We start from the raw sequence: 22509 nt of genomic DNA on the forward strand, positions 1-22509 counted from the left end.
GTAGCACGTCGCCCAGATCCGGGTATATCGTGACGTTGCCTGTGCAAATTTCAGGCGAACCGCCCGTTCAACGTCGCACGGACCAACCCTCGATCGATCGTCTATGCCAGACGAATTGAGGCCGAAGTGCGAAGGGTCAGGTAGTGATGGCACCCAGCCGGGTCGGGCTCTACAACCCCGCGTTCGAACACGACGCGTGCGGGGTCGCCATGGTCGTCGACATCCACGGCCGGCGTAGCCGCAGTATCGTCGAGAAGTCGATCACTGCGCTGCTCAACCTCGAACACCGCGGCGCCGCCGGAGCCGAACCGCACAGCGGCGACGGCGCCGGCATCCTCATCCAGGTGCCGGACCAATTCCTGCGTGCGGTCACCGATTTCGAACTGCCCGACGAAGGCGCCTATGCCACCGGTATCGCATTCTTGCCGCAGTCGGCCAAAGACGCGGCGAACGCCTGCGCCGCGGTGGAGAAGATCGTCGAATCCGAAGGACTGCAGGTGCTCGGGTGGCGCGAGGTGCCGATCGACGACTCCTCGCTGGGCGCCCTGGCCCGCGACGCGATGCCGACCTTCCGGCAACTTTTCATCGGCGGGGCGTCCGGGATGGCCCTGGAGCGGCGCGCCTATGTGGTCCGTAAGCGCGCCGAACACGAGCTGGGCAGCAAGGGCCCCGGCCAGGACGGCCCGGGCCGGGAAACCGTCTATTTCCCAAGCCTTTCCGGCCGGACGATGGTCTACAAGGGCATGCTGACCACCCCGCAGCTCAAGGCCTTCTATCCCGATCTTGCCGACGAGCGCCTGCACAGTGCGCTGGGCATCGTGCATTCCCGGTTCTCCACCAACACGTTTCCGTCCTGGCCGCTGGCGCATCCGTTTCGGCGTATCGCGCACAACGGGGAGATCAACACCGTCACCGGCAACGAGAACTGGATGCGGGCCCGCGAGGCGCTGATCCGCACCGACGTCTTCGGTGACGGGAGCGCGGCCGACAAGCTGTTTCCGATCTGCACCCCGGGTGCCTCCGACACGGCCCGATTCGACGAGGTGCTCGAACTGCTGCATCTGGGCGGCCGCAGTCTGCCGCACGCGGTGCTGATGATGATCCCGGAAGCCTGGGAGCGGCACGAGAGTATGGACGGGCCTACTCGCGCCTTTTATGAGTACCACGATTCGCTGATGGAGCCCTGGGACGGCCCGGCCTCGATGACTTTCACCGACGGCACCCTGGTGGGCGCGGTGCTGGACCGCAATGGTCTGCGGCCGTCGCGGATCTGGGTCACCGACGACGGACTGGTGGTGATGGCCTCGGAAGCGGGCGTGCTCGACCTGGATCCGGCCACCGTGGTGCATCGGCAACGGCTGCAGCCCGGCCGGATGTTTTTGGTGGACACCGCCGCCGGCCGGATCATCTCCGACGCCGAGATCAAGTCGACGCTGGCCGCCGAGCGGCCCTACCAGCAGTGGATCGACGAGGCCCTGATTGGAATCGATGAGCTGCCGCCCGGTGACGCACCGCGAATGGAACGCCATCGGATCCTGTTGCGCCAACAGGTGTTCGGCTATACCTACGAAGAACTGAACCTGTTGCTCGCGCCGATGGCCCGCACCGGCGCCGAGCCGATCGGGTCGATGGGCACCGACACCCCGGTGGCGGTGCTGTCGGCGCGGCCGCGCATGCTGTTCGACTACTTCCAGCAGATGTTCGCCCAGGTCACCAATCCGCCGCTGGACGCCATCCGCGAAGAGGTGATCACCAGCCTGCAGGGCGCCGTCGGGCCCGAGGGCGACCTGCTCGAGACCGGAGAACCCACGTGGCGGCAGGTCGTGCTGCCCCAGCCGATCCTGAGCAACGCCGACCTGGCGAAGCTGGTCAGCCTGGACCCCGATCGGCGCATCGGTTCCCGGGGCCGGCACGGCCTGTCCACGGCCGTAATCCACTGCCTGTATCCGGTGGCCGAGGGCGGCGCCGGGTTGCGCGAGGCGTTGCGGCAGGTCTGCGCCCGGGTGTCGGCGGCGATCGACGACGGCGCCTGTTTCATCGTGATCTCCGACCGGGAATCCGACGAGACGATGGCACCCATCCCGTCGCTGCTGGCCACCTCCGCGGTGCACCACCATCTGGTCGCCGAACGCACCCGCACCAAAGTGGGCCTGGTGGTGGAATCCGGCGATGCGCGCGAGGTGCACCACCTGGCGGCCCTGCTGGGTTTCGGCGCCGCCGCCGTCAACCCCTACCTGGCCTTCGAGTCCGTCGAGGACATGCTGGATCAGGGTCTGATCGAAGGGCTCGACCACGAGAAGGCGGTGTACAACTACGCCAAGGCCGCCGCCAAGGGCGTGCTGAAGGTGATGTCCAAGATGGGTATTTCCACCCGCGCCTCCTACACCGGCGCGCAGCTGTTCCAGCCGGTGGGCATCTCCCAGGATGTGCTCGACGAATACTTCGCCGGCCTGTACTGCCCGATCGGCGGCATCAGCCTCGATGACATCGCCGCCGACGTCGCCGCCCGCCACCGGCTGGCCTACCTCGACCGGCCCGAGGAGCGGGCCCACCGGCAGCTGCCGGTGGGCGGCGAGTATCAGTGGCGCCGCGAGGGGGAGTACCACCTGTTCAACCCCGAGACGGTGTTTAAACTGCAGCACTCCACCCGCACCGGGCAGTACGCCGTCTTCAAGGAGTACACCGCGCTGGTCGATGATCAAAGTGAGCGACTGGCCACCCTGCGCGGTCTGCTCAAGCTCAAAACCGGGGTACGGCAGCCGGTTCCGATCGAGGAGGTGGAACCGGCCACCGAGATCGTCAAGCGGTTCGCGACCGGCGCGATGAGTTACGGCTCGATCTCCGCTGAGGCGCACGAGACCCTGGCGATCGCGATGAACCGAATCGGCGGCCGGTCCAACTGCGGCGAGGGCGGTGAGCACGCCGACCGATACCTGCGCGAGCCGAACGGAGACTGGCGGCGCAGCGCGATCAAACAGGTCGCCTCGGCCCGATTCGGGGTTACCAGCGACTACCTGGTCAACTGCACGGACTTACAGATCAAGATCGCCCAGGGCGCCAAACCCGGTGAGGGCGGCCAACTCCCGGGCAACAAGGTGTATCCCTGGATCGCCGAGGTTCGGCACGCCACCCCCGGCGTCGGGCTGATCTCGCCCCCGCCGCACCACGACATCTACTCCATCGAGGACCTCAAACAGCTGATCCACGACCTGAAGAACGCCAACCCGGACGCCCGCATCCACGTCAAGCTGGTCGCGGAGAACGGTGTCGGGACGGTGGCCGCCGGGGTGTCCAAGGCGCACGCCGACGTGGTGCTGATCTCCGGGCACGACGGCGGCACCGGAGCGGCGCCGCTGACCTCGCTCAAGCACGCCGGGGCGCCCTGGGAGCTGGGGCTGGCCGAGACCCAGCAGACGTTGCTGCTCAACGGCCTTCGGGACCGGATCGTGGTGCAGGTGGACGGTCAGCTCAAGACCGGCCGCGACGTGGTGATCGCCGCCCTGCTCGGCGCCGAGGAATTCGGCTTCGCCACCGCACCGCTGGTGGTGTCGGGTTGCATCATGATGCGGGTCTGCCACCTGGACACCTGCCCGGTCGGGGTCGCCACCCAGAACCCGGAGTTGCGCAGCCGGTTCAACGGCCAACCCGAGTTCGTCGAGAACTTCTTCTGGTTCATCGCCGAGGAGGTGCGCGAATACCTTGCGGCGCTGGGCTTCCGCACCCTCAACGAAGCGGTCGGTCAGGTGGGCGCGCTGGACACCACGTTGGCCCGGGCGCACTGGAAGGCCCACAAGCTGGATCTCGAGCCGGTGCTGCACGAGCCGGAGTCCGCCTTCATGAACCAGGACCTGTACTGCAGCTCCGGGCAGGACCACGGGCTGGACAAGGCGCTGGATCAGCAGTTGATCGTGATGAGCCGCGAGGCGCTCGACTCGGGCACCCCGGTCCGGTTCACCTCCGCGATCTCCAACGTCAACCGGACCGTCGGGACCATGCTCGGCCACCAGGTGACCAAAGCTTATGGCGCTCAGGGCCTGCCGGCCGGCACCATCGACATCACCTTCACCGGGTCGGCCGGCAACAGCTTCGGGGCTTTCCTGCCGCCCGGGATCACCCTGCGGGTGTTTGGTGACGCCAACGACTATGTCGCCAAGGGCCTGTCGGGTGGCCGGATCGTGATCCGGCCACCGACCGATGCACCCGGCGGTTACGTCGCCGAGGACAACATCATCGGCGGCAACGTGATCCTGTTCGGCGCCACCAGCGGTGAGGTGTTCCTGCGCGGGGTGGTCGGCGAACGGTTCGCGGTGCGCAACTCCGGGGCGCATGCCGTGGTGGAGGGCGTCGGCGACCACGGCTGCGAATACATGACCGGCGGCAAAGTGGTGGTGCTGGGCCGCACCGGGCGCAACTTCGCCGCCGGGATGTCCGGAGGAATCGCTTACGTGTACGACCCGAACGCCGAACTTCCGGGCCGGCTCAATACCGAGATGGTGGAGCTGGATTCCTTCGATGATTTCGACGGCGACGACATCAGCTGGCTGCGCGGCATCCTGGCCGCCCACGCCGAGGCCACCGACTCCGCACCCGCGCACGCCATCCTGGCCGACTGGCAAACCCATCGTCACCACTTCGTCAAGGTGATGCCGCGCGACTACCGGCGGGTGCTCGCCGCGGTGGCCGAGGCGAAGGCGAGCGGCGCTGACCCGAACGAGGCGATCATGGCGGCGGCTCATGGCTGACCCGAAAGGCTTCCTCAAACTCCCGCTGCGTGTGCTGCCGTCGCGCCGCCCCGTCGCCGAGCGAGTCGGCGACTGGAACGAGGTGTATCAGGACTTCGCCGAGGACACCCTGCGCGAGCAGGCCGGGCGGTGCATGGACTGCGGTATCCCGTTCTGCCACACCGGCTGTCCGCTGGGCAATCTGATCCCGGAATGGAACGACCTGGTTCGCACCGGACGCTGGCGTGATGCGTTCGACCGGCTGCACGCCACCAACAACTTTCCGGACTTCACCGGGCGGCTCTGCCCGGCCCCGTGCGAGCCGGCCTGCGTGCTGGGTATCAACCAACCACCGGTGACGATCAAGCAGATCGAATACGAGATCGTCGAACGCGGATTCAAAGAAGGTTGGGCACAACCGATCCCACCGTCAGTCCGAACCGGCAAGGCCGTCGCGGTGGTGGGCTCCGGGCCGGCCGGGCTGGCCGCCGCACAGCAGCTCACCAGGGCCGGACACACGGTGACGGTGTTCGAGCGCGACGACCGCATCGGTGGGCTGCTGCGGTATGGCATACCGGAATTCAAGATGGAGAAGCGCATCGTCGACCGGCGGCTGGAACAGATGGCCGGCGAGGGAACGGTGTTCCGCACGGGCGTGAACGTCGGCGTGGATGTGACAGCCGCTCAGTTGCGCCGCGACTTCGACGCCGTGGTGCTGGCCGGCGGGGCCACCGCATGGCGCGACCTGCCGATCCCCGGCCGGGAGCTCGACGGCATTCACCAGGCGATGGAGTACCTGCCGTGGGCCAACCGGGTGCAGGCCGGGGACCTGTCCGAGCCGCCGATCACCGCGCACGGCAAGAAGGTGATCATCATCGGCGGTGGCGACACCGGCGCCGACTGCCTGGGCACCGTGCACCGCCAGGGCGGCACCTGCGTGCACCAGTTCGAGATCATGCCGCGTCCGCCGGAAACCCGTGACCCGTCCACGCCGTGGCCGATGTGGCCGCTGATCATGCGGGCGTCGGCGGCGCACGAGGAGGGTGGCGACCGGGTGTTCTCGGTCAACACCGAGGAATTCCTCGGTCGCGACGGTCACGTCACCGGGCTGCGGGCCCACGAGGTCCGCCGCGGGGCCGGCGGTTTCGAGAAGGTGGACGGCACCGACTTCGAGCTGGAAGCTGATCTGGTGCTGCTGGCGATGGGTTTCGTCGGCCCGGAACGGTCGGCGCTGCTGAGTGACTTGGGGGTGGAATTCACCGCGCGCGGCACCGTGGAGCGCGACGCGGAGTTCGCCACCGCGGTGCCGGGTGTCTACGTCGCAGGGGACATGGGGCGCGGGCAGTCGCTGATCGTCTGGGCGATCGCCGAGGGCCGTGCCGCCGCGTCGGCCGCCGACCGGTATCTGATGGGCGCCACGGCGTTGCCCGTCCCGATCGCGTCGACCGCGGCGCCGATCCACTGAGGCAGCTTCCGCCTGGAACCGCAACCGTCACTTAAGTAACTTCTGTATCACATTCCGGCGCGTCGGGTGTTGTTTGCCACCACAGCGGTGTCTAATGGTCAGCAATGTGCGCCGCGTTAACAATGTGTTGACCTGGTCCGCGTTATTCCAATCTGGTCCGAACCGGGGCGGGGGTCTTTCACCGTGTACGTCAACCCGATATATCGATACCGGATGGGCCGAATGGCCTGGTCACTGCTGCGGTATCCGCGCCGCAGCCGTGAGTTTCCGGCCAAGCACGAGCGCCTGATCACGGCCGACGAACTGCTGCGCTACGCGACGTAGGTTCTTCCGGGCTTCACCGGGCACTGCGCCTGAAAAGTTTGCTACGCGTTATCCGGGCGGGATCCCTCATGCGCCGGGGTCGCCCGGCTTCAGCAGCCCGGAATCGCGGATCGCTTCGGCCAACGGTTCGAGCACCGCCGGGTCATAGGGCACCGGTAGATAGACGATCGCCAGGTCCAGTCCCTCGGCGCCGAGTGCCGCGGCGTCCTCGACCACCTTGCGGTAGTCATGGTCGGGGTCCAGGCGCAGATGCGCAGACAGGGTGATCTCGCCCGGGTCGCGGCCGATGTCGGCGCAGTGACCGGCCAACACATCGCGCTTGCGGGCGAACTCGGCCGGCGTGCCCCCGACGAAGTTCCAATGCTGGGCATACCGCGCGGTGATCTTCAGGGTGCGCTTCTCGCCGCTGCCGCCGATGCAGATCGGGGGGTGCGGGCGTTGCGGGCCCTTGGGCTCGTTGCGCGCGTTGTCCAGTTGGTAGTAGGTGCCGGAGAAGGTGGTGGTCTCGGTGCTCAACAGGCTGACCAGGACTTCACACGCCTCCTCGAAGCGATCGAAGCGCTCGCGGATGCTGCCCAGCTCGATCCCGTAGGCGCCGGACTCCTCCTCGTTCCACCCCGCGCCGATACCCAACTCCAGCCGGCCCCCGGAGATGATGTCGAGCGCGGCGGCCATATTGGCCAACACGGCGGGATGACGGTAGTGGATGCCGGTGACCAAGGTGCCCAGCCGCAGCCGGGTGGTGGCCTGGGCCAGCGCCGTCAGCGTCGTCCAGCCCTCCAGGCACGGCCCGGTCGAGTCGGTGAAGATCGGGTAGAAGTGGTCGAAGGTCCAGCCGGACTCGTAGACGTCGATGTCGTCGGCGGCCTGCCAGACGGCCAGCATGTCGGCCCAGGTGGTGTTCTGCGGGGAGGTCTTGAACGCGAAGCGCATCCCGCCGACGTTAGTGCCTTTCTCCCGCGACCAGACGTGAAAGCGCCCATCGACGGCCCGATTTGGGGGCTTTCGCTGGGGGTGCCCCCTCTGGGGGACTGCGAGCGGAGGAAACCCAGCGCCCGATAGGCTCCCCGACGTGGACATGGTGATTCTGGGGATCGACACCAAGGTGACTCTGCTGGCGGCCGGGCTGATCTTCCTGCTGGCCCTGCTGCTGGGAGCATGGAAGTACCAGCAGATCGCCACCTCGGAGAACCATCAGGCCCACATCTACGTCGACATCGCCCACCGGGCGGCGCTGCTGTACTCCTTCGCCACGCTGCTGGTCGCGGTGTTCGTCGAGCTCAGCGGCTGGCCGACCTGGGTGAACATGACCGCGGCGATGGTGATGGTGTACTTCTTCGTCACCGCGATCGGCAGCTACATGCTGCACGGCGCGTTGCGCGACACCACCAACCAGTTCGAGAAGGCCGGCCCGCTGTTGAAGGTCGGCATGGTGTTGCTCATCGTCGGGGAGATCGGCGGTTTCGCGGTGCTGCTGGCCGGTTTCGGCGTCGGCGAGTTCTGACCCCGACTTACAGCGCTTCGCCGTAGATGCTGCTGACCCAGATGTGAGTCAGCGTGTCGACCACCCGGTCATGGGCGATCGACGGTTCCTCGGCGACCAAGGCGGCCATCATGGTGCGCTCGTTCATCTGATTCAGCGAGGTAGCCAGGTCCAGCGCGGGGATGGTGTGCGGCGCGGCGCCCCGCTCTCGCTCGGCGGTGATCATCGTCGCGGTCTGGTCGATCCATCTGCCCATGAAGCCGTTCCACATCGCCTTGAATTCCGGGCTGGTGGCCAGCGCCTCGGTGCCTGCCCGGGCGATCGCCCGATGCGAGCTGAATGCGATGAAGAACGCCTTGATACCGCTGCGCCAGATTCGGCGCGGGTCGGTCGGCAGCCGCTGCACCGCCCCGACGAACTCCGAGTCGGCGGCCGCGATCAGCGGCTCCAACAGGGAGAGCAGCACCGCGTCCTTGGACTTGAAATAGAAGTAGAAGGTGGGCCGGGAGATCCCGGCGCCCTTGGCCAGGTCGTCGACGGAGATCTCGGCCAGCGGCCGCTGCTCGAGCAGTCGTTCGGCGGTGGACAGGATCGCCAGCTCCCGGTCGTCGCCGGACGGCCGTGTCGCGCGGCGTCCATAACGGGTCGCATTGGGGCTGGCCATGGCCGCTACTTTACACGACGTCGACTAATTCAACAGGGTGTTGACCGACTCGACACCCCGTTGATAACCTGTCGGCATGACTGAACACCTCGATGTTGTGATCGTCGGCGCCGGCATCTCCGGCATCAGCGCGGCCTGGCACCTGCAGAACCGCTGCCCGAACAAGAGCTACGCGATCCTGGAGCGCCGCGACGACCTCGGTGGCACCTGGGATCTGTTCAAGTACCCGGGCATCCGCTCGGACTCCGACATGTTCACCCTCGGCTTCCGGTTCAAGCCGTGGCGCTCGGCCCACTCGATCGCCGACGGCGCCTCGATCAAGGCCTACATCAAGGAGGCGGCCGCCGAGAACGGCATCGACTCCCATATCCGCTACCGGCAGCACGTGGTGGCCGCCGACTGGTCCGACGCCGAGAACCGCTGGACCGTCACCGTGCAGAGCGACGGCAAGGAGAGCCAGCTCACCTGCTCGTTCCTGTTCGCCTGCAGCGGCTACTACAACTACGACGAGGGCTACTTGCCGAAGTTCGAAGGCGCCGAGGACTTCGAGGGCACCATCGTGCACCCGCAGCACTGGCCCGAGGACCTGGACTACGCGGGCAAGCGGGTGGTGGTGATCGGTTCCGGCGCCACCGCGGTGACGCTGATCCCGAGTCTGGTCAACACCGGTGCCGGCCACGTCACGATGCTGCAGCGCTCGCCGACCTACATCGGTTCGCTGCCGCTGGTCGACCCGTTCGCCGAACGGGCGAACAAGCTGCTGCCCGCCCACGCCGCGCACGTCGCCAACCGCTGGAAGGCGATCGGTTTCAGCACCTTCCAGTACCAGCTGTCGCGGCGCTTCCCGGCGTTCATGCGCAAGACGCTGCTGACGATGGCCCAGCGGCGGCTGCCGAAGGGCTACGACGTCGAGAAGCACTTCGGCCCGAGCTACAACCCCTGGGATCAGCGGCTGTGCCTGGCGCCCAACGGTGACCTGTTCAAGACCATCCGCGGCGGCAAGGCCGACGTGGTCACCGACACCATCGAGCGGTTCACCAAGACCGGCATCAAGCTGAGCTCCGGGGCGGAGATCCCCGCTGACATCATCATCACCGCCACCGGGCTGAACCTGCAGCTGTTCGGCGGGGCCGATGTGCGGCGCAACGGTGCGCCGGTGCCGCTGACCGACACCATGGCCTACAAGGGGCTGATGCTCACCGGGCTGCCGAACATGGCGTTCACCATCGGCTACACCAACGCGTCCTGGACGCTCAAGGCCGACCTGGTCTCGGAGTTCGTCTGCCGGGTGCTCAACTACATGGACGCCCACGGCTTCGACACGGTGGTCCCGGGCCAACCCGCCGCCGATATCGAGCACCGGCCGCTGATGGACTTCACCCCCGGCTACGTGCTTCGGGCCCTGGATTATCTGCCCAAGGCCGGGTCGCGCGCGCCCTGGCGGCTCAAGCAGAACTATCTGCTGGACCTGCAGCTGATCCGGCGCGGCAAGGTCGACGACGACGTGCTGCGCTTCAGCAAGCACCGGGCCGCGGTCGCGGCCTGATCACGGCGCCCGCCCGCCCTGCCCCCGGAGATCTAAGGCCAGTAGTAGGAGTCGGGATAGGGCCGGGCGCCGAAGATCGCGGTGCCGATCCGCACCTCGGTGGCACCCTCGGCGATCGCCAGCGGGAAGTCCCCGCTCATCCCCATCGACAGCCGCGGCAGGTCGTGGCCGCGGGCGGCGGCGTCATCCCGCAGCTGCCGCAACCGGCGAAAACAGCCGCGGACGACGTCGGCGTCGGAGGTGTTGATGGCCAGCGTCATCAATCCGCGCACCCGCAGGGTGGGGTAGCCGGCCAGCTCGTCGAGGAACGCCGGCAGCTGCTCGGGATCCAGGCCGTACTTGCTCGGCTCGTCTGAGGTCTTGACCTGCACCAGTACGTCGATGACACGGTTCTCGGCGCGCAGCTGCCGGTCCAGTGCCGCGGCCAGCTTGGGCCGGTCCAGCGACTGCACCTCGGCGGCCAGCCGCGCCACCACGCCGGCCTTGTTGGTCTGCAGGTGCCCGATCATCACCCAGTCGATCCCGGGGTCGGCCACCTGGCCGGCCAAAGCCCCCGCTTTGTCCCGGATCTCCTGGACCTTGTTCTCGCCGAACCGGTGCAGCCCCAAGCCGATGGCTTCCCGGATCACCTCCGGGCCGAAGGTCTTGCTCACCGGCAGCACGGTGACCTCGCCGGGATCTCGTCCGGCGGCGCGGCAGGCGTCGTCGACCCGCTTCCGAAGCCCTTCGAAGCGGGCCCGCAGGGTGTCCTCCATGGTGGCCGCCGGTCTAGACGACGACGATGCCGTCGTCGTCGCTGTAAGCGGTCTCGCCTGGCACGAAAGCGATGCCGCCGAGTTCGACGATGACGTCGCGCTCGCCGGCACCGGTCTTGGTGCTCTTGCGGGGATTGGTGCCCAGCGCCTTGATGCCGATGTCGAGCATGCGCAGTGTCGCGGCGTCGCGCACGGCGCCGTGCACGATCAGCCCGGCCCACCCGTTGCTGCGGGCCAGCTCGGCGATCACGTCACCGACCAGCGCGGTATGCAGCGAGCCGGCTCCGTCGATCACCAGCACCCCGCCGTCGCCGGGCTGCGACAGCACCGACTTGAGCAGCGCATTGTCTTGGAAGCAGCGGACCGTGCTGATGCGGCCGGCGAACTCGGTGCGGCCGCCGAGTTGGCGGAACTGTAGGTCGCAACTGCGCACGCCGGCGCCGATGTCGTCGACCAGGTCGGCAGTGGGCCGAAAGCCTGCGTTCAAGGGCTCAGCCGCGGCGGGCGCGCAACAGCCGGCGGATCAGCAGCAGTCCGAGCAGGCCGAGGATGCCGGCGGCCAGCATCGCCGCCGGCGACTGGCCAGACGGCGATCCCGTCGGGGTGAGCGGGTTGCGGGCCGCCTCGACCGTCGACTTGGCCTGAGCGGCCGTTTCCTTGGCGCCATCGGTGAGCTTGCCCGCGCCGTTGCTGGCGACGGGGCTCGGCGCGGGAGCGGGGGCCGGTGCGGGTGCCTTCTTGGCCGGAGCCTTCTTCGCGGGAGCCTTCTTGGCTGGAGCCTTCTTTGCCGGTGTCTTCTTGGCGGCCTTGGCCGCGGCCTTCTTGGCCGCCTTCTTGGCGGGCGGCTCGGCGGGCCGGTCGGACTCAGCCGGCACGATCGGCGGGGACGGCGGGGCGGCGTTGGCCCCAGCCGGTTCGGCCGGCGGAGTCGGCTCGGCGGGCTCGGGTGCAGCGGCGGATTCGTGGTCGGGCTGGCCCTGCGGCTCGGTCATACGGCAGCTCCTCTGGCGGGTTCTCGTCTCAGATCAAGTCGGCGGCACCGGCAACTTCGCCCATCATGCCAGCATCTGCCTGCGGTCAGGAGGTTGGCAGCGATCAGGATCGGTGCCTATTCAGCCACAGACCGGCTCCGACAAGCGCCACCGCGCCGGCCACGAACGGCCAAATCGGCAGGTCGTCACCCGCGGGCTCGGTGTCGCGGCGGGGTATCGGCGGCGGTGCCTCGCCGTGGTCGGTGACCGCCGGGCCGGGGTCGCCGGTGCCGGCCACCGTCAGCCGAAACGGCCACGAACCGGACACCACATGACCATCGGCGGAGGTGACCCGGTAATGGACGGTGTAGGTGCCGACCGGGCCGAGCGGGCGGACGGCAACGCTGGCGACCGCACCCTGGACCTGTGTTTCGCCGGTGGACCACAGGTGCCCGTCCGGCCCGACCACCGTCATGGCCGCGAAGCTGGTCTGCAGCTGCTCGTTGAAGGTGGCGCTGACGCGTTGCGGCCCGTGCGACAGCTCGGCGCCGCCGGCCGGATCGGCCGAGACCAGCACCGCGTGCGCGGCGGCCACCCCGGGAGGCGCCACCGGCGCCAACAACACGGCCAGTGTGAACATCCCCGCCAACGCGATCCGCACGGCCCCGGTCATGCGCGCCGCCGGCCCAGCGCGATCGTGGCGGCCAGCGCGGCGACCAGCAGCGCGGCACCACCGAGCAGCCGGGCCGCATTGTCGGCGTGGTGGGCTCCGTCGGCCTCGGACTCGGCCGGCTGCGCAGGACCGGCAGAGACCGCCGGCGGCGGGTGCTGGCCGTGGTGTTCGGGTGCCGAGACCGGACCGGCCGCCAGGCGCAGCGTGGGCACCGGGCGTTCCGCCTCGCCGCCGCCGGGCGGGGGCGCCTGATCCCAGCGCACCACGGTGCCGTCGGCGTAGCGCTGGGCCGACGGGAAGTCGACCGTCTCGGCGTCGGGCAGCTTCATCGCGATCCGGAACAGGCCGAACTGGTCGGCGCCGATGCCGCCGGCGTCGGCCGTCCAGGTCACCGAGCGCACCGCTCCGGTCTTGGCGTCGCGATCCAAGCGGGCCGTCCAGCCCGGTGTGGTCTCGGTGCGCGCCGACGCTACGTCCGGCAGCGTCACGGTGAGTTCCGTTGTGGCAGAACCGGTCGGCGATTCGTTCGGCACCTCGAAGGTGACCATCGCGACGCCGCCGCGCACCGCGCCCGGGCTGCTGGCGTGCACATGCGCCCAGGCCGGTGCGGTGCCGGCGATCGAGGCGGCGACGGCGACCGCCGCGGCCAGCGCGCCCGCGCGGATCCGGGCGCTCATGATGGCAGCCCCAGCCGGGCCATCAGATCGGCGTCGATTCCGTCGAGCTGCTCGCTGATCGCGGTGGAGGCGGCCCGGCGCCGTTCCACCGGCATGGTCTCGATGGCGGTCACCGCGGTGGCCAGGTCGCTCAGCCGCGCGGTGATCGCGGTGACGAACTGCCGGGTCTCGGAGTCCTTGGGTTTGCGCTCGGCCACCAGGTGCAGCGTCTTCTCCGCTCCGGCGATCCGTGCGGAGAGCCGGGCTTCGTGCTTCCCGGAGAAGTCGCCGATGCGGGCCAGCGGCACCCCGAGCCGGGCGGCCCGCTGTTCATCGATCAGGCCGCGGATCGCCATGGCGGCCCGATACACCAGCGGCACCACGATCGGCGCCAGCATCCGCGATACCACCAGGGTCCGGCGGATCCGGGCCGCGGACAGCAGCTTGCCGTCGCGGGCCGCCTTGAGTTGACTCTCGGCCGCCTTGAGCGTGGCGCGGTCCCGGTTCCGGTCGGACTTGATCTGGGCTTTCAGTGCTCGGGCGTCAGCACGCTGGGCGGCTTTGAAGCGTTTCGCCTCGCCCTTGGCGGCCAGCCGAGCCTCGAGTCGGGCCCCGGCCCGCAGCGCCCGCGCCTCGGCGCGCCGGGTCGCGCGGCTCTTGCGTTTTCTGAACAGGCCCATTCGCGGCCGCCTCCCCGGTGTCTCGCTGGAACCTATCTGCGCCACCCTAATGGCGGTGCCGGCGCCTCAGGCGCTGAGGTGCTCCTTGCGGCGCAGCTCATCGATCCGGTCCAGGATGTCCTGCTGGGCCTCGGCGGACAGCCCGACGGCCTGGGTGGCGATGCGGCGCACCCCGGAGTCGCGGACGCTGTCCAGCCAGGCCAGTTCGGCATCCAGCTTGGCGTAGTAGTCGTCGTCGGTGAAGAACGCCGGTTTGATCCGGAAGAAATTGGCCAGCGCGGCCATGGTGGCCACCGACGGGTTCGTCCGGTTTCCCGAGCGGAGCTGGGACAGATAGGGAGCCGACATCGTGATGCCCTCCGCTTTGAGGGCCGCGATCACCTCGGCGGAGGTGTGTGGCCCGCGTCCGGGCGGATACACCACCTCGAAGAGGCGGTTCAAGCGGACAGCGAAAGTCGCGCTCATCGATAGGACCTCCCGGGGGTCGGCAAGCGGTCGACAGGCGCTCGGCGAGGGGGGAGCCGTCACGTCTGATGATTTGCTGATCATCGTAGCCATAGATACCCACACAACCAAGGGTGATTCCGCTGCGAATCCGATCTTGATGTTGGGTGCCACTCGACGCGGTTCATTCGTCGGCCGTACCGGCCGTTGGGACCGCAGTTTTGTGGTGTACCAAGCACAATTGCATCGTTCGCGGCGGTTGCCCGGCGCGTCGCCGAATCGACCGCCGGTCCCCGGCGTCGGACGCCCCTCCAGCGAAGTGAAGTTCGCCCCGCACGCAGAGTCGTCTGGAGTATTTGCTACCGGGCGGCGGATTCGTCTCCGGCGGGGTGTTCGCGCCGGCGCAGGGCGGCCCGCCGCAGCGCTGCCGCGGACGCCGCCACCACCACCCCGGCGATCGAGGCGATGGCCGCCGGGCGCCAGCCCAGCGCCTCGTCGAGGAGCATCCACAGACCGAACGCCAGGAACAGCAGGCCGGCCGCCCCGTGTAGCAGGTGCTCGGGCAGCTGGCGGTGCAGCACCATCCCGACGCCGATCGCCACCGCGTCGGCCAGCACCATGCCGGCCGTCGCGCCGAGCCACACCCCCAGCCAGCTGCGGTCACTGGCCAGAGCCACCGTCGCCAGCATCGTCTTGTCGCCCAGCTCGGCCAGCAGCACCGAGGACACCACCGCCAGCAGCACGAACCGTGGCTCACGAACCGGCCCGTCGTCGGATACGGCGTTCTTGCCCTCCCGCCACGTCCACGCGGCGAAACCGATGAAGGCCACCCCGGCCGCGGCGGCGATAGGGCGCGCGGGCAACGTCAGTCCCAGAAAGTGCCCGACGGTCACCGAGATGCCGTGCACCGCGAACGCGGCGATCGCCACCCCGCTCAATACCACCCACCAGCGGTGCCGCAGCGCGTAGGTCATGGTGATCAGCTGCGATTTGTCGCCGAGCTCAGCGAGGAAGACCACTCCCAGACTGATCAGCATGGCGGCGAGCATGCAAGACGACCTTTCGTCAGCTGCCGAGGCTAGTGACTGCCCGGCCCGCCCGCCAGCGCTGCGGAGATTTCGGCGAGCCGAATCCGGCGGTTCGGCGAGGGGTCACCGGAGTTGGCCCGGAGGGACGGCGGAGGTGAGCCGAAGCCGGGACCGCCGAATGAACCCCGGGGGTTCGGCGAGGGGTTCGGGCGATCCTGAATTGCCCTATGCGGCAAGGAGCATGGCCAGAATCGCGGTATCGGGATGGCTGACGGGGTCGACACCCACCCGGCTCACCATCGAGGTGACGGTGCCGTCGGATTCGGCTTCGACCCAGGCGGCCCGGTGTTCCAGGCCCAGATGCGGCAGTCCGGGGAGCAGTACACAACCCGACGCCGCGCCCCGGCACTCCGGCAACGAGGGAATGGTTTCCGAGGGCGGGTGCAGCATCAGCAGCGCCGAGGGCTGATGTGTGGCGAAGTAGCCCGGCGCGATCGCGGATTCGCCGGAAACGGTCCCTTCGGCCATCAGTAATCCGACGGTGCCCGGCCCCGGGTTGTCCGGGAGTTCCTCGCGCGTGCCGAACACCGTTGTGGTGGTCAGCAATCCGGGCATCGAGGCCACCCGGACGGCGATGCTGAGCAGTTGCGCCCACTCCTTGGTGGAATCCGGCCAGCGGCCAAAGACCACGAATCCATGTAGCTCGCCGCGGGAATGAAACGGGGCGACTTCGATCGCCCGGCCGGACCCTGTCGTCTCCATCGCACACCCTCCGCGACTTTTGGCTCGCCTGCTCGCATTTCAGCGGGTGGGTTGCCTGGGAGCATGCGACAGCCGGCGTGCGCGTGCAAGCGGACACGGCGGCGCGGCGGATAACGAATCGGTGAGGAAAGCACAGCGGGGCGCCGCGCCAACGGCGCGACGCCCCACTTAAGGCACTGGGCTAAAAGATCAGACCCGAGGTCTTCGAGGTGGCGGCCGCGAAGCGGGACTGCACGTCGGCCCAGTTGACGACGTTCCAGAACGCCTTGACGTAGTCAGCCTTGACGTTCTTGTACTGCAGGTAGAAGGCGTGCTCCCACATGTCGACCTGCAGCAGCGGGATGATGCCCAGCGGCACGTTGACCTGCTGGTCATAGAGCTGGAAGGTCAGCAGCTTGCCGCCGAGGGTGTCGTAGCCGAGCACCGCCCAGCCCGAACCCTGCAGGCCGTTGGCGGCCGCGGTGAACTGTGCGCGGAACTTGTCGAACGACCCGAAGGCGTCGTCGATGGCGGCGGCCAGGTCGCCGGTCGGCTTGTCACCGCCGTTGGGGGACAGGTTCTTCCACCAGATCGAGTGGTTGACGTGCCCACCGAGGTGGAAGGCCAGGTTCTTCTCGTTCAAGAAGATCGCGCCGTGGTCGTCGTTGGCGCGTGCCTCGGCGAGCTTCTCCAGGGCACTGTTGGCGCCGTTGACGTAGGCGGCGTGGTGCTTGCTGTGGTGCAATTCGTTGATCTGGCCCGAGATGTGCGGCTCAAGGGCTCCGTAATCCCAGTCCAAGTCCGGCAAGGTGTAGTCGGCCACGGGGTTCCTTCCTTCGGTCGATCCGGTGTCGATCACCGTTGATCATTGTCGACTTGCGTTGACGCGCTGGCGGCAACCCACCGCCTACCGCGGGCGCGGTGTGGTGAGGCCACCTCGATCAACACTGCTCCAACGCGCGGTGTACCGCAACAACGAGTCGCGTAGCCACGCCGGCGCGCGGCGGTTAGATCAGAACGATCGCCAGCAGGAAGGTCAGCAACACCAGGGCGATGATCCCGGCGCGCAGCGAGGCCAGCAGGTAGCCGCGCTTGTAGGTCGACGATCCCGCAGGCCACCCCGCCGCCGTCGCGGCGGGCCCGATCGGACGTGCCGTCATTCCCCTGCCCTCAACATCCCTGTCGCCCCCAAAACTTCGCCGTCGCGCCCGCCCGTGAGGCGCATCACAACCGTTCTGTGACGGCGATCATAGCGCTTCGCCGGCGCGGTGGAAAAATTCGGCGGGTATCGCCCGCCTGCCAGCAGCAATGCCCGGCAGGGGCGAGGGAGAGCAGCTGGTTAGTGAATCAAGAGATTTCGCTCGACGCTGTTAATCAGCTCACTTTGGCGACGGCGCGTTATCCACAGTCGCCCCTTGGAGCGACGTGCAAAAGCCACCTCATGGCACTCCGTACCCGCAATGACCATGTGGATAAACCTGTGGAAACTGTGGATAGCCGGTGGTAGCTGGAGGGGCCTCGGAATGGGCGGTCCACCGCGTCCCGGACTCCATCGCCGACGCTCTCGCTACGCTGGTGCGGTGATTCAGGTGTGCTCCCGCTGCGGCACGCGGTGGAACGTGCGCGATCGGCGGCGGGCCTGGTGCCCGCGCTGCAACGGCGCGCTGTGGGCGCCACTGACTCCCGCGCAGGAAGCGGAGCTGCAGTGGGCACAGCCCGGGCCCCCGGCGCCGCCCGGACCTTCCCGGCCCGGGCCTGAGTCGCCGCCCCGGTTGGGTCCCGGTTACCGCTGGATCGCGGTGCGCCCCGGACCGCCGCCGCCGCAGCGTCGCCGCCGCCGGCCGCTGGGCCCCACTCCCCGCTATTCGGTGATGCCGCGCTGGACGCTGATGGGCGCTCCCAATCCGGTTGCCGCGCAACGGAAAACGGAGGAACGGGTTGCCCCTTCGGCCCGGTCGCTGGAGAAGGCGCTGGGGGGTGCGATCGCCGCACTGGGGATCGCCGCGCTGGTGCACGCGCTGATCTACCTGCTGATGATCATCAACCGCACCAGACTGCTGCACCCGCTGATCGCCGGTGGCGCGGTGTGGTTGGGCCGGCTGGCCGGCCTCGCCGCGATCGCGGCGGTCGTCCACTGCGCGGTGGTGCTGACCAGATGGCTGCTCGCGCGGCGGGCGGCGGCGTTCGCCCGGCAACACCTGCCCGAGTCGCGGCCGGCCTGGGCGCTGTGGGCCGGCTGCCTGGTGCCGCTGGTCAACCTGGCCTGGGCGCCGGTCTACGCGCTGGAGCTGGCCGGGCGGGAGGATCGGCTGGGCCGGCTGCGTAAACCGATCGTGGTGTGGTGGCTGGTGTGGGCGGCCGCCACGGCGGCGGCGGTCTTCGCCACGGCCACCAGTTGGACCGACGACGCGCAGGGCATCGCCGACAACATGGTGGCGACGGTGGTCGCCTACCTGCTGGGCCTGGCCGCGGCGGTGGCGGCCTCGCGGGTGGTCGGGGGATTCGAACAGCGGTCTTTTGCGCGGCCCGCCCACCACTGGGTGGTGGTCGCCGACGACCGTGGCGCCGCGCCGGCGGTGCCGCCGGAGACGCGGCCGGAGACCGCGTCGTCGGCGGAGCCGGAAACTGTTGCGACACCGGCCGCTGTGGGTGGGTCCGGCGGGCGGGAACCGGCAGCATAAGCCCATGGCAGCGACCGACGAGGTGGTGGCGGAGCACCCGTTCGTGGTCGCGCACCGGGGTGCGTCGTTCGACCGCCCGGAACACACTCTGGCCGCCTACGACTTGGCGCTGCAGGAGGGCGCTGACGGCGTCGAGTGCGACGTGCGGCTCACCAGCGACGGTCACCTGGTCTGCGTGCATGATCGGCGGGTGGACCGGACTTCCAGCGGGGCGGGACTGGTCAGCGAGATGACGCTGTCGCAGTTGCAGGGCTTCGACTACGGGGCCTGGCACGACGGCCGGCCGGCCGGGCCACCGGAGGCGACCGAGCTGCGAGACACCGGACTGCTCACGCTCGACGCTTTGATGGCGCTGGTGCTGGACTGGCAACGGCCGGTGAAGATCTTCATCGAGACCAAGCATCCGGTGCGCTACGGCGCGCTGGTCGAACGCCGGCTGCTGGCGCTGTTGCACCGCTTCGGGATCGCCTCACCGGCTTCGGCGACCCGCTCGCGTGCGGTGGTCATGTCGTTCTCGGCGGCGGCGGTGTGGCGGATCCGCCGGGCGGCCCCGCTGCTGCCGACGGTGCTGCTGGGGTCCGCCGCCCGCTACCTGGGTGGCAGCGCTGCGACCACGGTCGGTGCCACCGCCATCGGTCCCTCGATCGCGACGCTTCGAGAACACCCGGAGCTGGTCGACCATGCCGCCGCGCGCGGCCGTGCGGTGTACTGCTGGACCGTCGACCGCGACGAGGACGTCGACTTCTGCCGAGACGTCGGCGTCGCGTGGGTCGCCACGAATCAGCCCGCCCGAACCAAGGCGCGGTTGCGGGCGGGCTGATCAGCCGGCGGGCGAGGTGTCAGCTGCCGGCGGCGCGCGGTGCGCCGGGCTCCGGTGTGCCGGTGCCGATTTCGCGGGCGATGAAGCTCTCCAGGTCGAACAGGTTGTGCCCGGCGCGATCGGCCACCCGCAACAGCCGCGACATCGTCGCCACCTCTTCGACCTGCTCGCGCAGGAACCACTGCATGAACTGCTCGCCGAGGTGGTCGCCCTCGTCGCGGGCCGCGCTGGTCAGCGCACTGATCTGCTCGGTGACGGTGCGCTCCTGGTCGAGCATCAGCGCCAGCGCGTCCCGCGGGGCGTCGAAGCGGTTGCGCACCGCGTCCACTCCGGGGATCTCGACGGCGACGCCGCGGTCGATCAGGTACTGCACCATCATCATCGCGTGGCTGCGTTCCTCCACGGCCTGGGCGTAAAAGAATTTCGCCAATTGCGGAAAATCGCCGCTGTCAAAATAGACGGCCACCGCGACGTATTGCTGCGCGGCGGTGAATTCGTGGTAGACCTGCTCCTGTAGCAGGGCGTGGAATTTCGACGTGTGGTTATCGATCTCGGACATGATCGCGATGCTACCCCAGGTCAGACTGGGTGCGCATCCAAGGCGAGGCTTACTCAGGACAGCTTTGCCTAAGTAAAGATAGGGTAGGCTGAAATAGCTCCTTCGGCCGGGCGGTAATTCCGGATGTTCGAATTAGCGTCAATTATCCGGGCCGGCTGCGGGCGGCTCGTCGCGGCTCAACGCCTCGAATAGCCGGGCGGCCTGCTGGTGGTCCCATACCACCGCGTTGCCGGAGTCGGTGTAGGTGAACTCCCCGACCGGCACGGTCAGCATCGTGGTGGGGCCGCGCAGCGCCCAGCCCAGTGCGGCCAGATCCAGCACGCCCGCGCCGGCGTCCACCGTCAACGCGTGCACGGCGGCGTTGGGCACGGCATACCAGCGCCGCGGGTCGAGCCAGACCGCCGGATCGGCGATGCGCGCCAGCAGTGCGGACAAGAACAGCCGCTGGTGGTCCATCCGGTCCAGATCGGCGCGTGGGGTGGCCCGGCTGCGCACGTAGCCCAGGGCGGCCCGCCCGGCCAGATTTTGACAGCCGGCCGGCAGGCTCAGCCCGGCCAACGGGTCGTCGATCGGTTCGTCGGGGCACAGGGTGACCCCGCCGAGGGCGTCGACGAGCGCGGCGAACCCGCCGAAGCCGATCTCGATGTAGTGGTCCAGCCGCAGGCCGGTGGCCTGCTCCACGGTCCGGATCAGCAGCGGCGCTCCACCGAGGGCGAAGGCGGCGTTGATCTTGTCGTCGCCGTAGCCGGGGATGGGCACATAGGAATCGCGCGGGATGGACACCACCGTGGCGGGCGAGCCGGAGCCGGCTTCGGGCAGATGGATGAGCAGCACGGTGTCGGTGCGGCCGTTGCCGATGTCGCCGCCGGTGGTCAGGTGCTGCTGCTGTTCGGCGGTGAGGTCCGCGCGGCTGTCGGAGCCGACCAGCAGCCAGGTCGTGCCGCGGCCGTGTGCCGGCCGCTCGGCGTAACCGGTGAAGACCGCGGCGCGCTGGAGCGCGCTGTCGAACCAGGCGGCGCCAGCGACCAGGCTTGCCGCACCGGCCAGCACCACCAGCAGGGCCAGCACCACGAGTCGGCGCGCCCAGGACCGCCGCCGCCGTCGCGGGATGCGCGGTGGTGACGCCGGTCGCCCCTGCTGCGGAGGCGGCGTCGGCCGAGGAGGCGACCGATAAGGCTGGCGGTGCAGCAGCGGCGGCGGCTCGCGTGGCGGTGGGGTCGGTGGCCGGCGATCCCACGGACGCTGCGGCCCCACGGGTCTGCGATCGCCGTTCACCCGCTCAATCTACGCGAACCAGGTGCCCGAGAATGGGTGTTAAACACCATGGCGAGGGCCGGTTCGCGCTCTGGAAAATGGTGGGACCGGTGTGTCGGCGCTTCGCGATTCATGTTGCATCCCAAGATGTTCCGCCTCGGTTGGTGGGCAGACGACCGACCCGCCTGACCGAGTGTCGAGCCGGCTGACAGTGCCCGATAACGGGAAGGAAACCCACTGGTGCCCGATCAACTCTCTTGCGACCGCTGCGCTGAGCCGGTTCAATGCGCTCCGCAGCCCGACGGGGCGGCGACTCGGAGCCGGGATAGTGGCAGCGAGACCAGGTTGTCGTGGGTCTTGGCCGGCTTGGCGGGTCTGCTGGGCGCAACGGCGTTCACCCATTCCGCCGGCTACTTCGTCACCTTCATGACCGGCAACGCGCAGCGCGCCGTGATGGGCTACTACGCCGAGGACGACTGGGCAGCGTCATCGCCCTGGCTCGCGGCCTCGGCGGCGCTGCTCCTGGTCGCCTTCGTGGCCGGTGTGGTCAGCGCGTCGTTGTGCCGGCGGCATCTGTGGCCGACCCGGCCCTATGCCACCACGGTGCTGACCACCCTGGCTCTGGTGCTGGCCACCGTGGTCGACGCCGTGCTGCTGGGTGGCCCGGAGCTTCCGCTGCCCTTCTTCCCGATCCTGTTGATGACGTTCGGTATCGGAGCGCTGAACACCACCTTCGTCGACCGCAAGGGCGAGGTGTCCATCCCGTTGAGCTATGTGACCGGCACGCTGGTGAAGATGGGCCAGGGCATCGAACGGCATCTCAGCGGCGGGGAACGCGGCCACTGGCTGGGGTACTTCCTGCTGTTCGGGGCGTTCGTGCTCGGGGCCGCGATCGGTGGCGGTATCGGCATGGTCGCCGGCGGCACCTACATGCTGGCGATCGCCAGTCTGATCTGCGCACTGGCGACCGGATACACCTATTTCAGCGGGGGCCGCCGCGGACTTCGGAGCTGATTCCGGCACTAGGTCCACCACACTGGCGTT

At 68.8% G+C, this 22509-nt stretch carries 22 protein-coding genes; 7 read left to right on the forward strand and 15 right to left on the reverse strand.

Annotated features, from left to right (window positions below; translation table 11 throughout):
* The first annotated feature begins 146 nt into the window (after window positions 1-146).
* Window positions 147-4742, forward strand: a complete 4596-nt coding sequence (gene gltB, locus AC5Y31_RS16825; protein ID WP_499981789.1) for a glutamate synthase large subunit — start codon at window positions 147-149, stop codon at window positions 4740-4742.
* On the forward strand, window positions 4735-6186 hold the full coding sequence (locus tag AC5Y31_RS16830) for a glutamate synthase subunit beta (protein ID WP_499981681.1): 1452 nt from the start codon (window positions 4735-4737) through the stop codon (window positions 6184-6186). Before gltB ends, AC5Y31_RS16830 begins: the two co-directional genes overlap by 8 nt.
* 390 nt (window positions 6187-6576) lie before the next feature.
* On the opposite strand, the gene AC5Y31_RS16835 is transcribed toward AC5Y31_RS16830, so the two are convergent.
* The gene (locus AC5Y31_RS16835; protein ID WP_065024779.1) at window positions 6577-7443 is read right to left on the reverse strand and encodes an LLM class F420-dependent oxidoreductase; all 867 of its coding nucleotides are present in this window, start codon (window positions 7441-7443) and stop codon (window positions 6577-6579) included.
* Window positions 7444-7588: 145 nt separating this feature from the next.
* Here AC5Y31_RS16835 and AC5Y31_RS16840 point away from each other — a divergent pair, with 145 nt between their 5' ends.
* Window positions 7589-8014, forward strand: coding sequence for a hypothetical protein (locus AC5Y31_RS16840; protein WP_065024846.1), 426 nt, complete (start codon window positions 7589-7591; stop codon window positions 8012-8014).
* A gap of 7 nt (window positions 8015-8021) precedes the next feature.
* On the opposite strand, the gene AC5Y31_RS16845 is transcribed toward AC5Y31_RS16840, so the two are convergent.
* Window positions 8022-8657, reverse strand: a complete 636-nt coding sequence (locus tag AC5Y31_RS16845) for a TetR/AcrR family transcriptional regulator (protein WP_065024778.1) — start codon at window positions 8655-8657, stop codon at window positions 8022-8024.
* A gap of 76 nt (window positions 8658-8733) precedes the next feature.
* Here AC5Y31_RS16845 and AC5Y31_RS16850 point away from each other — a divergent pair, with 76 nt between their 5' ends.
* On the forward strand, window positions 8734-10203 hold the full coding sequence (locus tag AC5Y31_RS16850; RefSeq protein ID WP_301632640.1) for a flavin-containing monooxygenase: 1470 nt from the start codon (window positions 8734-8736) through the stop codon (window positions 10201-10203).
* 32 nt (window positions 10204-10235) lie between these two features.
* On the opposite strand, the gene AC5Y31_RS16855 is transcribed toward AC5Y31_RS16850, so the two are convergent.
* The 11 genes from AC5Y31_RS16855 to AC5Y31_RS16905 all read right to left on the reverse strand — a co-directional run bounded on the left by AC5Y31_RS16855 (window position 10236) and on the right by AC5Y31_RS16905 (window position 17311).
* Window positions 10236-10958 (reverse strand): YggS family pyridoxal phosphate-dependent enzyme, encoded by a 723-nt coding sequence (locus tag AC5Y31_RS16855; RefSeq protein WP_499981683.1) that lies wholly within the window; start codon window positions 10956-10958, stop codon window positions 10236-10238.
* Window positions 10959-10971: 13 nt separating this feature from the next.
* Entirely contained in the window at window positions 10972-11445 is a 474-nt protein-coding gene (gene rraA / locus AC5Y31_RS16860) for a ribonuclease E activity regulator RraA (protein WP_499981685.1), read from the reverse strand.
* Window positions 11446-11449: 4 nt separating this feature from the next.
* The gene (locus AC5Y31_RS16865; RefSeq protein WP_499981686.1) at window positions 11450-11950 is read right to left on the reverse strand and encodes an Rv3852 family protein; all 501 of its coding nucleotides are present in this window, start codon (window positions 11948-11950) and stop codon (window positions 11450-11452) included.
* Between the two features lie 103 nt (window positions 11951-12053).
* Window positions 12054-12602, reverse strand: coding sequence for a copper resistance CopC family protein (locus AC5Y31_RS16870; protein WP_499981688.1), 549 nt, complete (start codon window positions 12600-12602; stop codon window positions 12054-12056).
* Entirely contained in the window at window positions 12599-13279 is a 681-nt protein-coding gene (locus AC5Y31_RS16875) for a YcnI family protein (RefSeq protein WP_499981690.1), read from the reverse strand. Before AC5Y31_RS16875 ends, AC5Y31_RS16870 begins: the two co-directional genes overlap by 4 nt.
* Window positions 13276-13938 carry a DUF6474 family protein gene (locus AC5Y31_RS16880; RefSeq protein ID WP_499981692.1) on the reverse strand — a complete coding sequence of 221 codons (663 nt, stop codon included), beginning with the start codon at window positions 13936-13938 and terminating at the stop codon, window positions 13276-13278. The genes AC5Y31_RS16875 and AC5Y31_RS16880 overlap by 4 nt, the downstream gene beginning before the upstream one ends.
* A gap of 66 nt (window positions 13939-14004) precedes the next feature.
* Complete coding sequence (locus AC5Y31_RS16885) at window positions 14005-14403, reverse strand: helix-turn-helix transcriptional regulator (RefSeq protein WP_065025099.1); 399 nt, start codon at window positions 14401-14403, stop codon at window positions 14005-14007.
* A gap of 338 nt (window positions 14404-14741) precedes the next feature.
* Window positions 14742-15431 (reverse strand): TMEM165/GDT1 family protein, encoded by a 690-nt coding sequence (locus AC5Y31_RS16890; RefSeq protein WP_499981694.1) that lies wholly within the window; start codon window positions 15429-15431, stop codon window positions 14742-14744.
* Between the two features lie 204 nt (window positions 15432-15635).
* The gene (locus AC5Y31_RS16895; protein WP_499981695.1) at window positions 15636-16172 is read right to left on the reverse strand and encodes a peptidase; all 537 of its coding nucleotides are present in this window, start codon (window positions 16170-16172) and stop codon (window positions 15636-15638) included.
* A gap of 181 nt (window positions 16173-16353) precedes the next feature.
* Entirely contained in the window at window positions 16354-16974 is a 621-nt protein-coding gene (locus AC5Y31_RS16900; RefSeq protein ID WP_499981697.1) for a superoxide dismutase, read from the reverse strand.
* Window positions 16975-17158: 184 nt separating this feature from the next.
* Window positions 17159-17311, reverse strand: a complete 153-nt coding sequence (locus AC5Y31_RS16905; protein WP_165607345.1) for a hypothetical protein — start codon at window positions 17309-17311, stop codon at window positions 17159-17161.
* Between the two features lie 420 nt (window positions 17312-17731).
* Between AC5Y31_RS16905 and AC5Y31_RS16910 the strand changes: the two genes are divergently transcribed.
* Window positions 17732-18832: a DUF4328 domain-containing protein gene (locus AC5Y31_RS16910; RefSeq protein WP_499981699.1), complete on the forward strand. Its 1101-nt coding sequence runs from the start codon at window positions 17732-17734 to the stop codon at window positions 18830-18832.
* Window positions 18833-18836: 4 nt separating this feature from the next.
* Window positions 18837-19652 carry a glycerophosphodiester phosphodiesterase gene (locus tag AC5Y31_RS16915; protein ID WP_499981700.1) on the forward strand — a complete coding sequence of 272 codons (816 nt, stop codon included), beginning with the start codon at window positions 18837-18839 and terminating at the stop codon, window positions 19650-19652.
* 19 nt (window positions 19653-19671) lie between these two features.
* Here the strand turns inward: AC5Y31_RS16915 and AC5Y31_RS16920 are convergent, their stop codons facing one another.
* Together AC5Y31_RS16920 and AC5Y31_RS16925 are read right to left on the reverse strand one after the other, a co-directional pair.
* A complete protein-coding gene (locus AC5Y31_RS16920) occupies window positions 19672-20211 on the reverse strand; it encodes a ferritin (protein ID WP_499981701.1) in 540 nt (179 codons plus the stop codon).
* 138 nt (window positions 20212-20349) lie between these two features.
* Entirely contained in the window at window positions 20350-21486 is a 1137-nt protein-coding gene (locus AC5Y31_RS16925; protein WP_499981703.1) for an LCP family protein, read from the reverse strand.
* Window positions 21487-21810: 324 nt separating this feature from the next.
* Between AC5Y31_RS16925 and AC5Y31_RS16930 the strand changes: the two genes are divergently transcribed.
* Window positions 21811-22479, forward strand: a complete 669-nt coding sequence (locus tag AC5Y31_RS16930) for a DUF1275 family protein (RefSeq protein ID WP_499981705.1) — start codon at window positions 21811-21813, stop codon at window positions 22477-22479.
* Window positions 22480-22509 lie beyond the last annotated feature (30 nt).

The organism is Mycobacterium sp. NGS18 (assembly GCF_059813185.1).

Coding starts and splice junctions, on each gene's coding strand:
- gltB (WP_499981789.1), top strand. CDS start 147: ATGGCACCCAGCCGGGTCGGGCTCTACAACCCCGCGTTCGAACACGAC.
- AC5Y31_RS16830 (WP_499981681.1), top strand. CDS start 4,735: ATGGCTGACCCGAAAGGCTTCCTCAAACTCCCGCTGCGTGTGCTGCCG.
- AC5Y31_RS16835 (WP_065024779.1), bottom strand. CDS start 7,443: ATGCGCTTCGCGTTCAAGACCTCCCCGCAGAACACCACCTGGGCCGAC.
- AC5Y31_RS16840 (WP_065024846.1), top strand. CDS start 7,589: ATGGTGATTCTGGGGATCGACACCAAGGTGACTCTGCTGGCGGCCGGG.
- AC5Y31_RS16845 (WP_065024778.1), bottom strand. CDS start 8,657: ATGGCCAGCCCCAATGCGACCCGTTATGGACGCCGCGCGACACGGCCG.
- AC5Y31_RS16850 (WP_301632640.1), top strand. CDS start 8,734: ATGACTGAACACCTCGATGTTGTGATCGTCGGCGCCGGCATCTCCGGC.
- AC5Y31_RS16855 (WP_499981683.1), bottom strand. CDS start 10,958: ATGGAGGACACCCTGCGGGCCCGCTTCGAAGGGCTTCGGAAGCGGGTC.
- AC5Y31_RS16865 (WP_499981686.1), bottom strand. CDS start 11,950: ATGACCGAGCCGCAGGGCCAGCCCGACCACGAATCCGCCGCTGCACCC.
- AC5Y31_RS16870 (WP_499981688.1), bottom strand. CDS start 12,602: ATGACCGGGGCCGTGCGGATCGCGTTGGCGGGGATGTTCACACTGGCC.
- AC5Y31_RS16875 (WP_499981690.1), bottom strand. CDS start 13,279: ATGAGCGCCCGGATCCGCGCGGGCGCGCTGGCCGCGGCGGTCGCCGTC.
- AC5Y31_RS16880 (WP_499981692.1), bottom strand. CDS start 13,938: ATGGGCCTGTTCAGAAAACGCAAGAGCCGCGCGACCCGGCGCGCCGAG.
- AC5Y31_RS16885 (WP_065025099.1), bottom strand. CDS start 14,403: ATGAGCGCGACTTTCGCTGTCCGCTTGAACCGCCTCTTCGAGGTGGTG.
- AC5Y31_RS16890 (WP_499981694.1), bottom strand. CDS start 15,431: ATGCTCGCCGCCATGCTGATCAGTCTGGGAGTGGTCTTCCTCGCTGAG.
- AC5Y31_RS16895 (WP_499981695.1), bottom strand. CDS start 16,172: ATGGAGACGACAGGGTCCGGCCGGGCGATCGAAGTCGCCCCGTTTCAT.
- AC5Y31_RS16905 (WP_165607345.1), bottom strand. CDS start 17,311: ATGACGGCACGTCCGATCGGGCCCGCCGCGACGGCGGCGGGGTGGCCT.
- AC5Y31_RS16915 (WP_499981700.1), top strand. CDS start 18,837: ATGGCAGCGACCGACGAGGTGGTGGCGGAGCACCCGTTCGTGGTCGCG.
- AC5Y31_RS16920 (WP_499981701.1), bottom strand. CDS start 20,211: ATGTCCGAGATCGATAACCACACGTCGAAATTCCACGCCCTGCTACAG.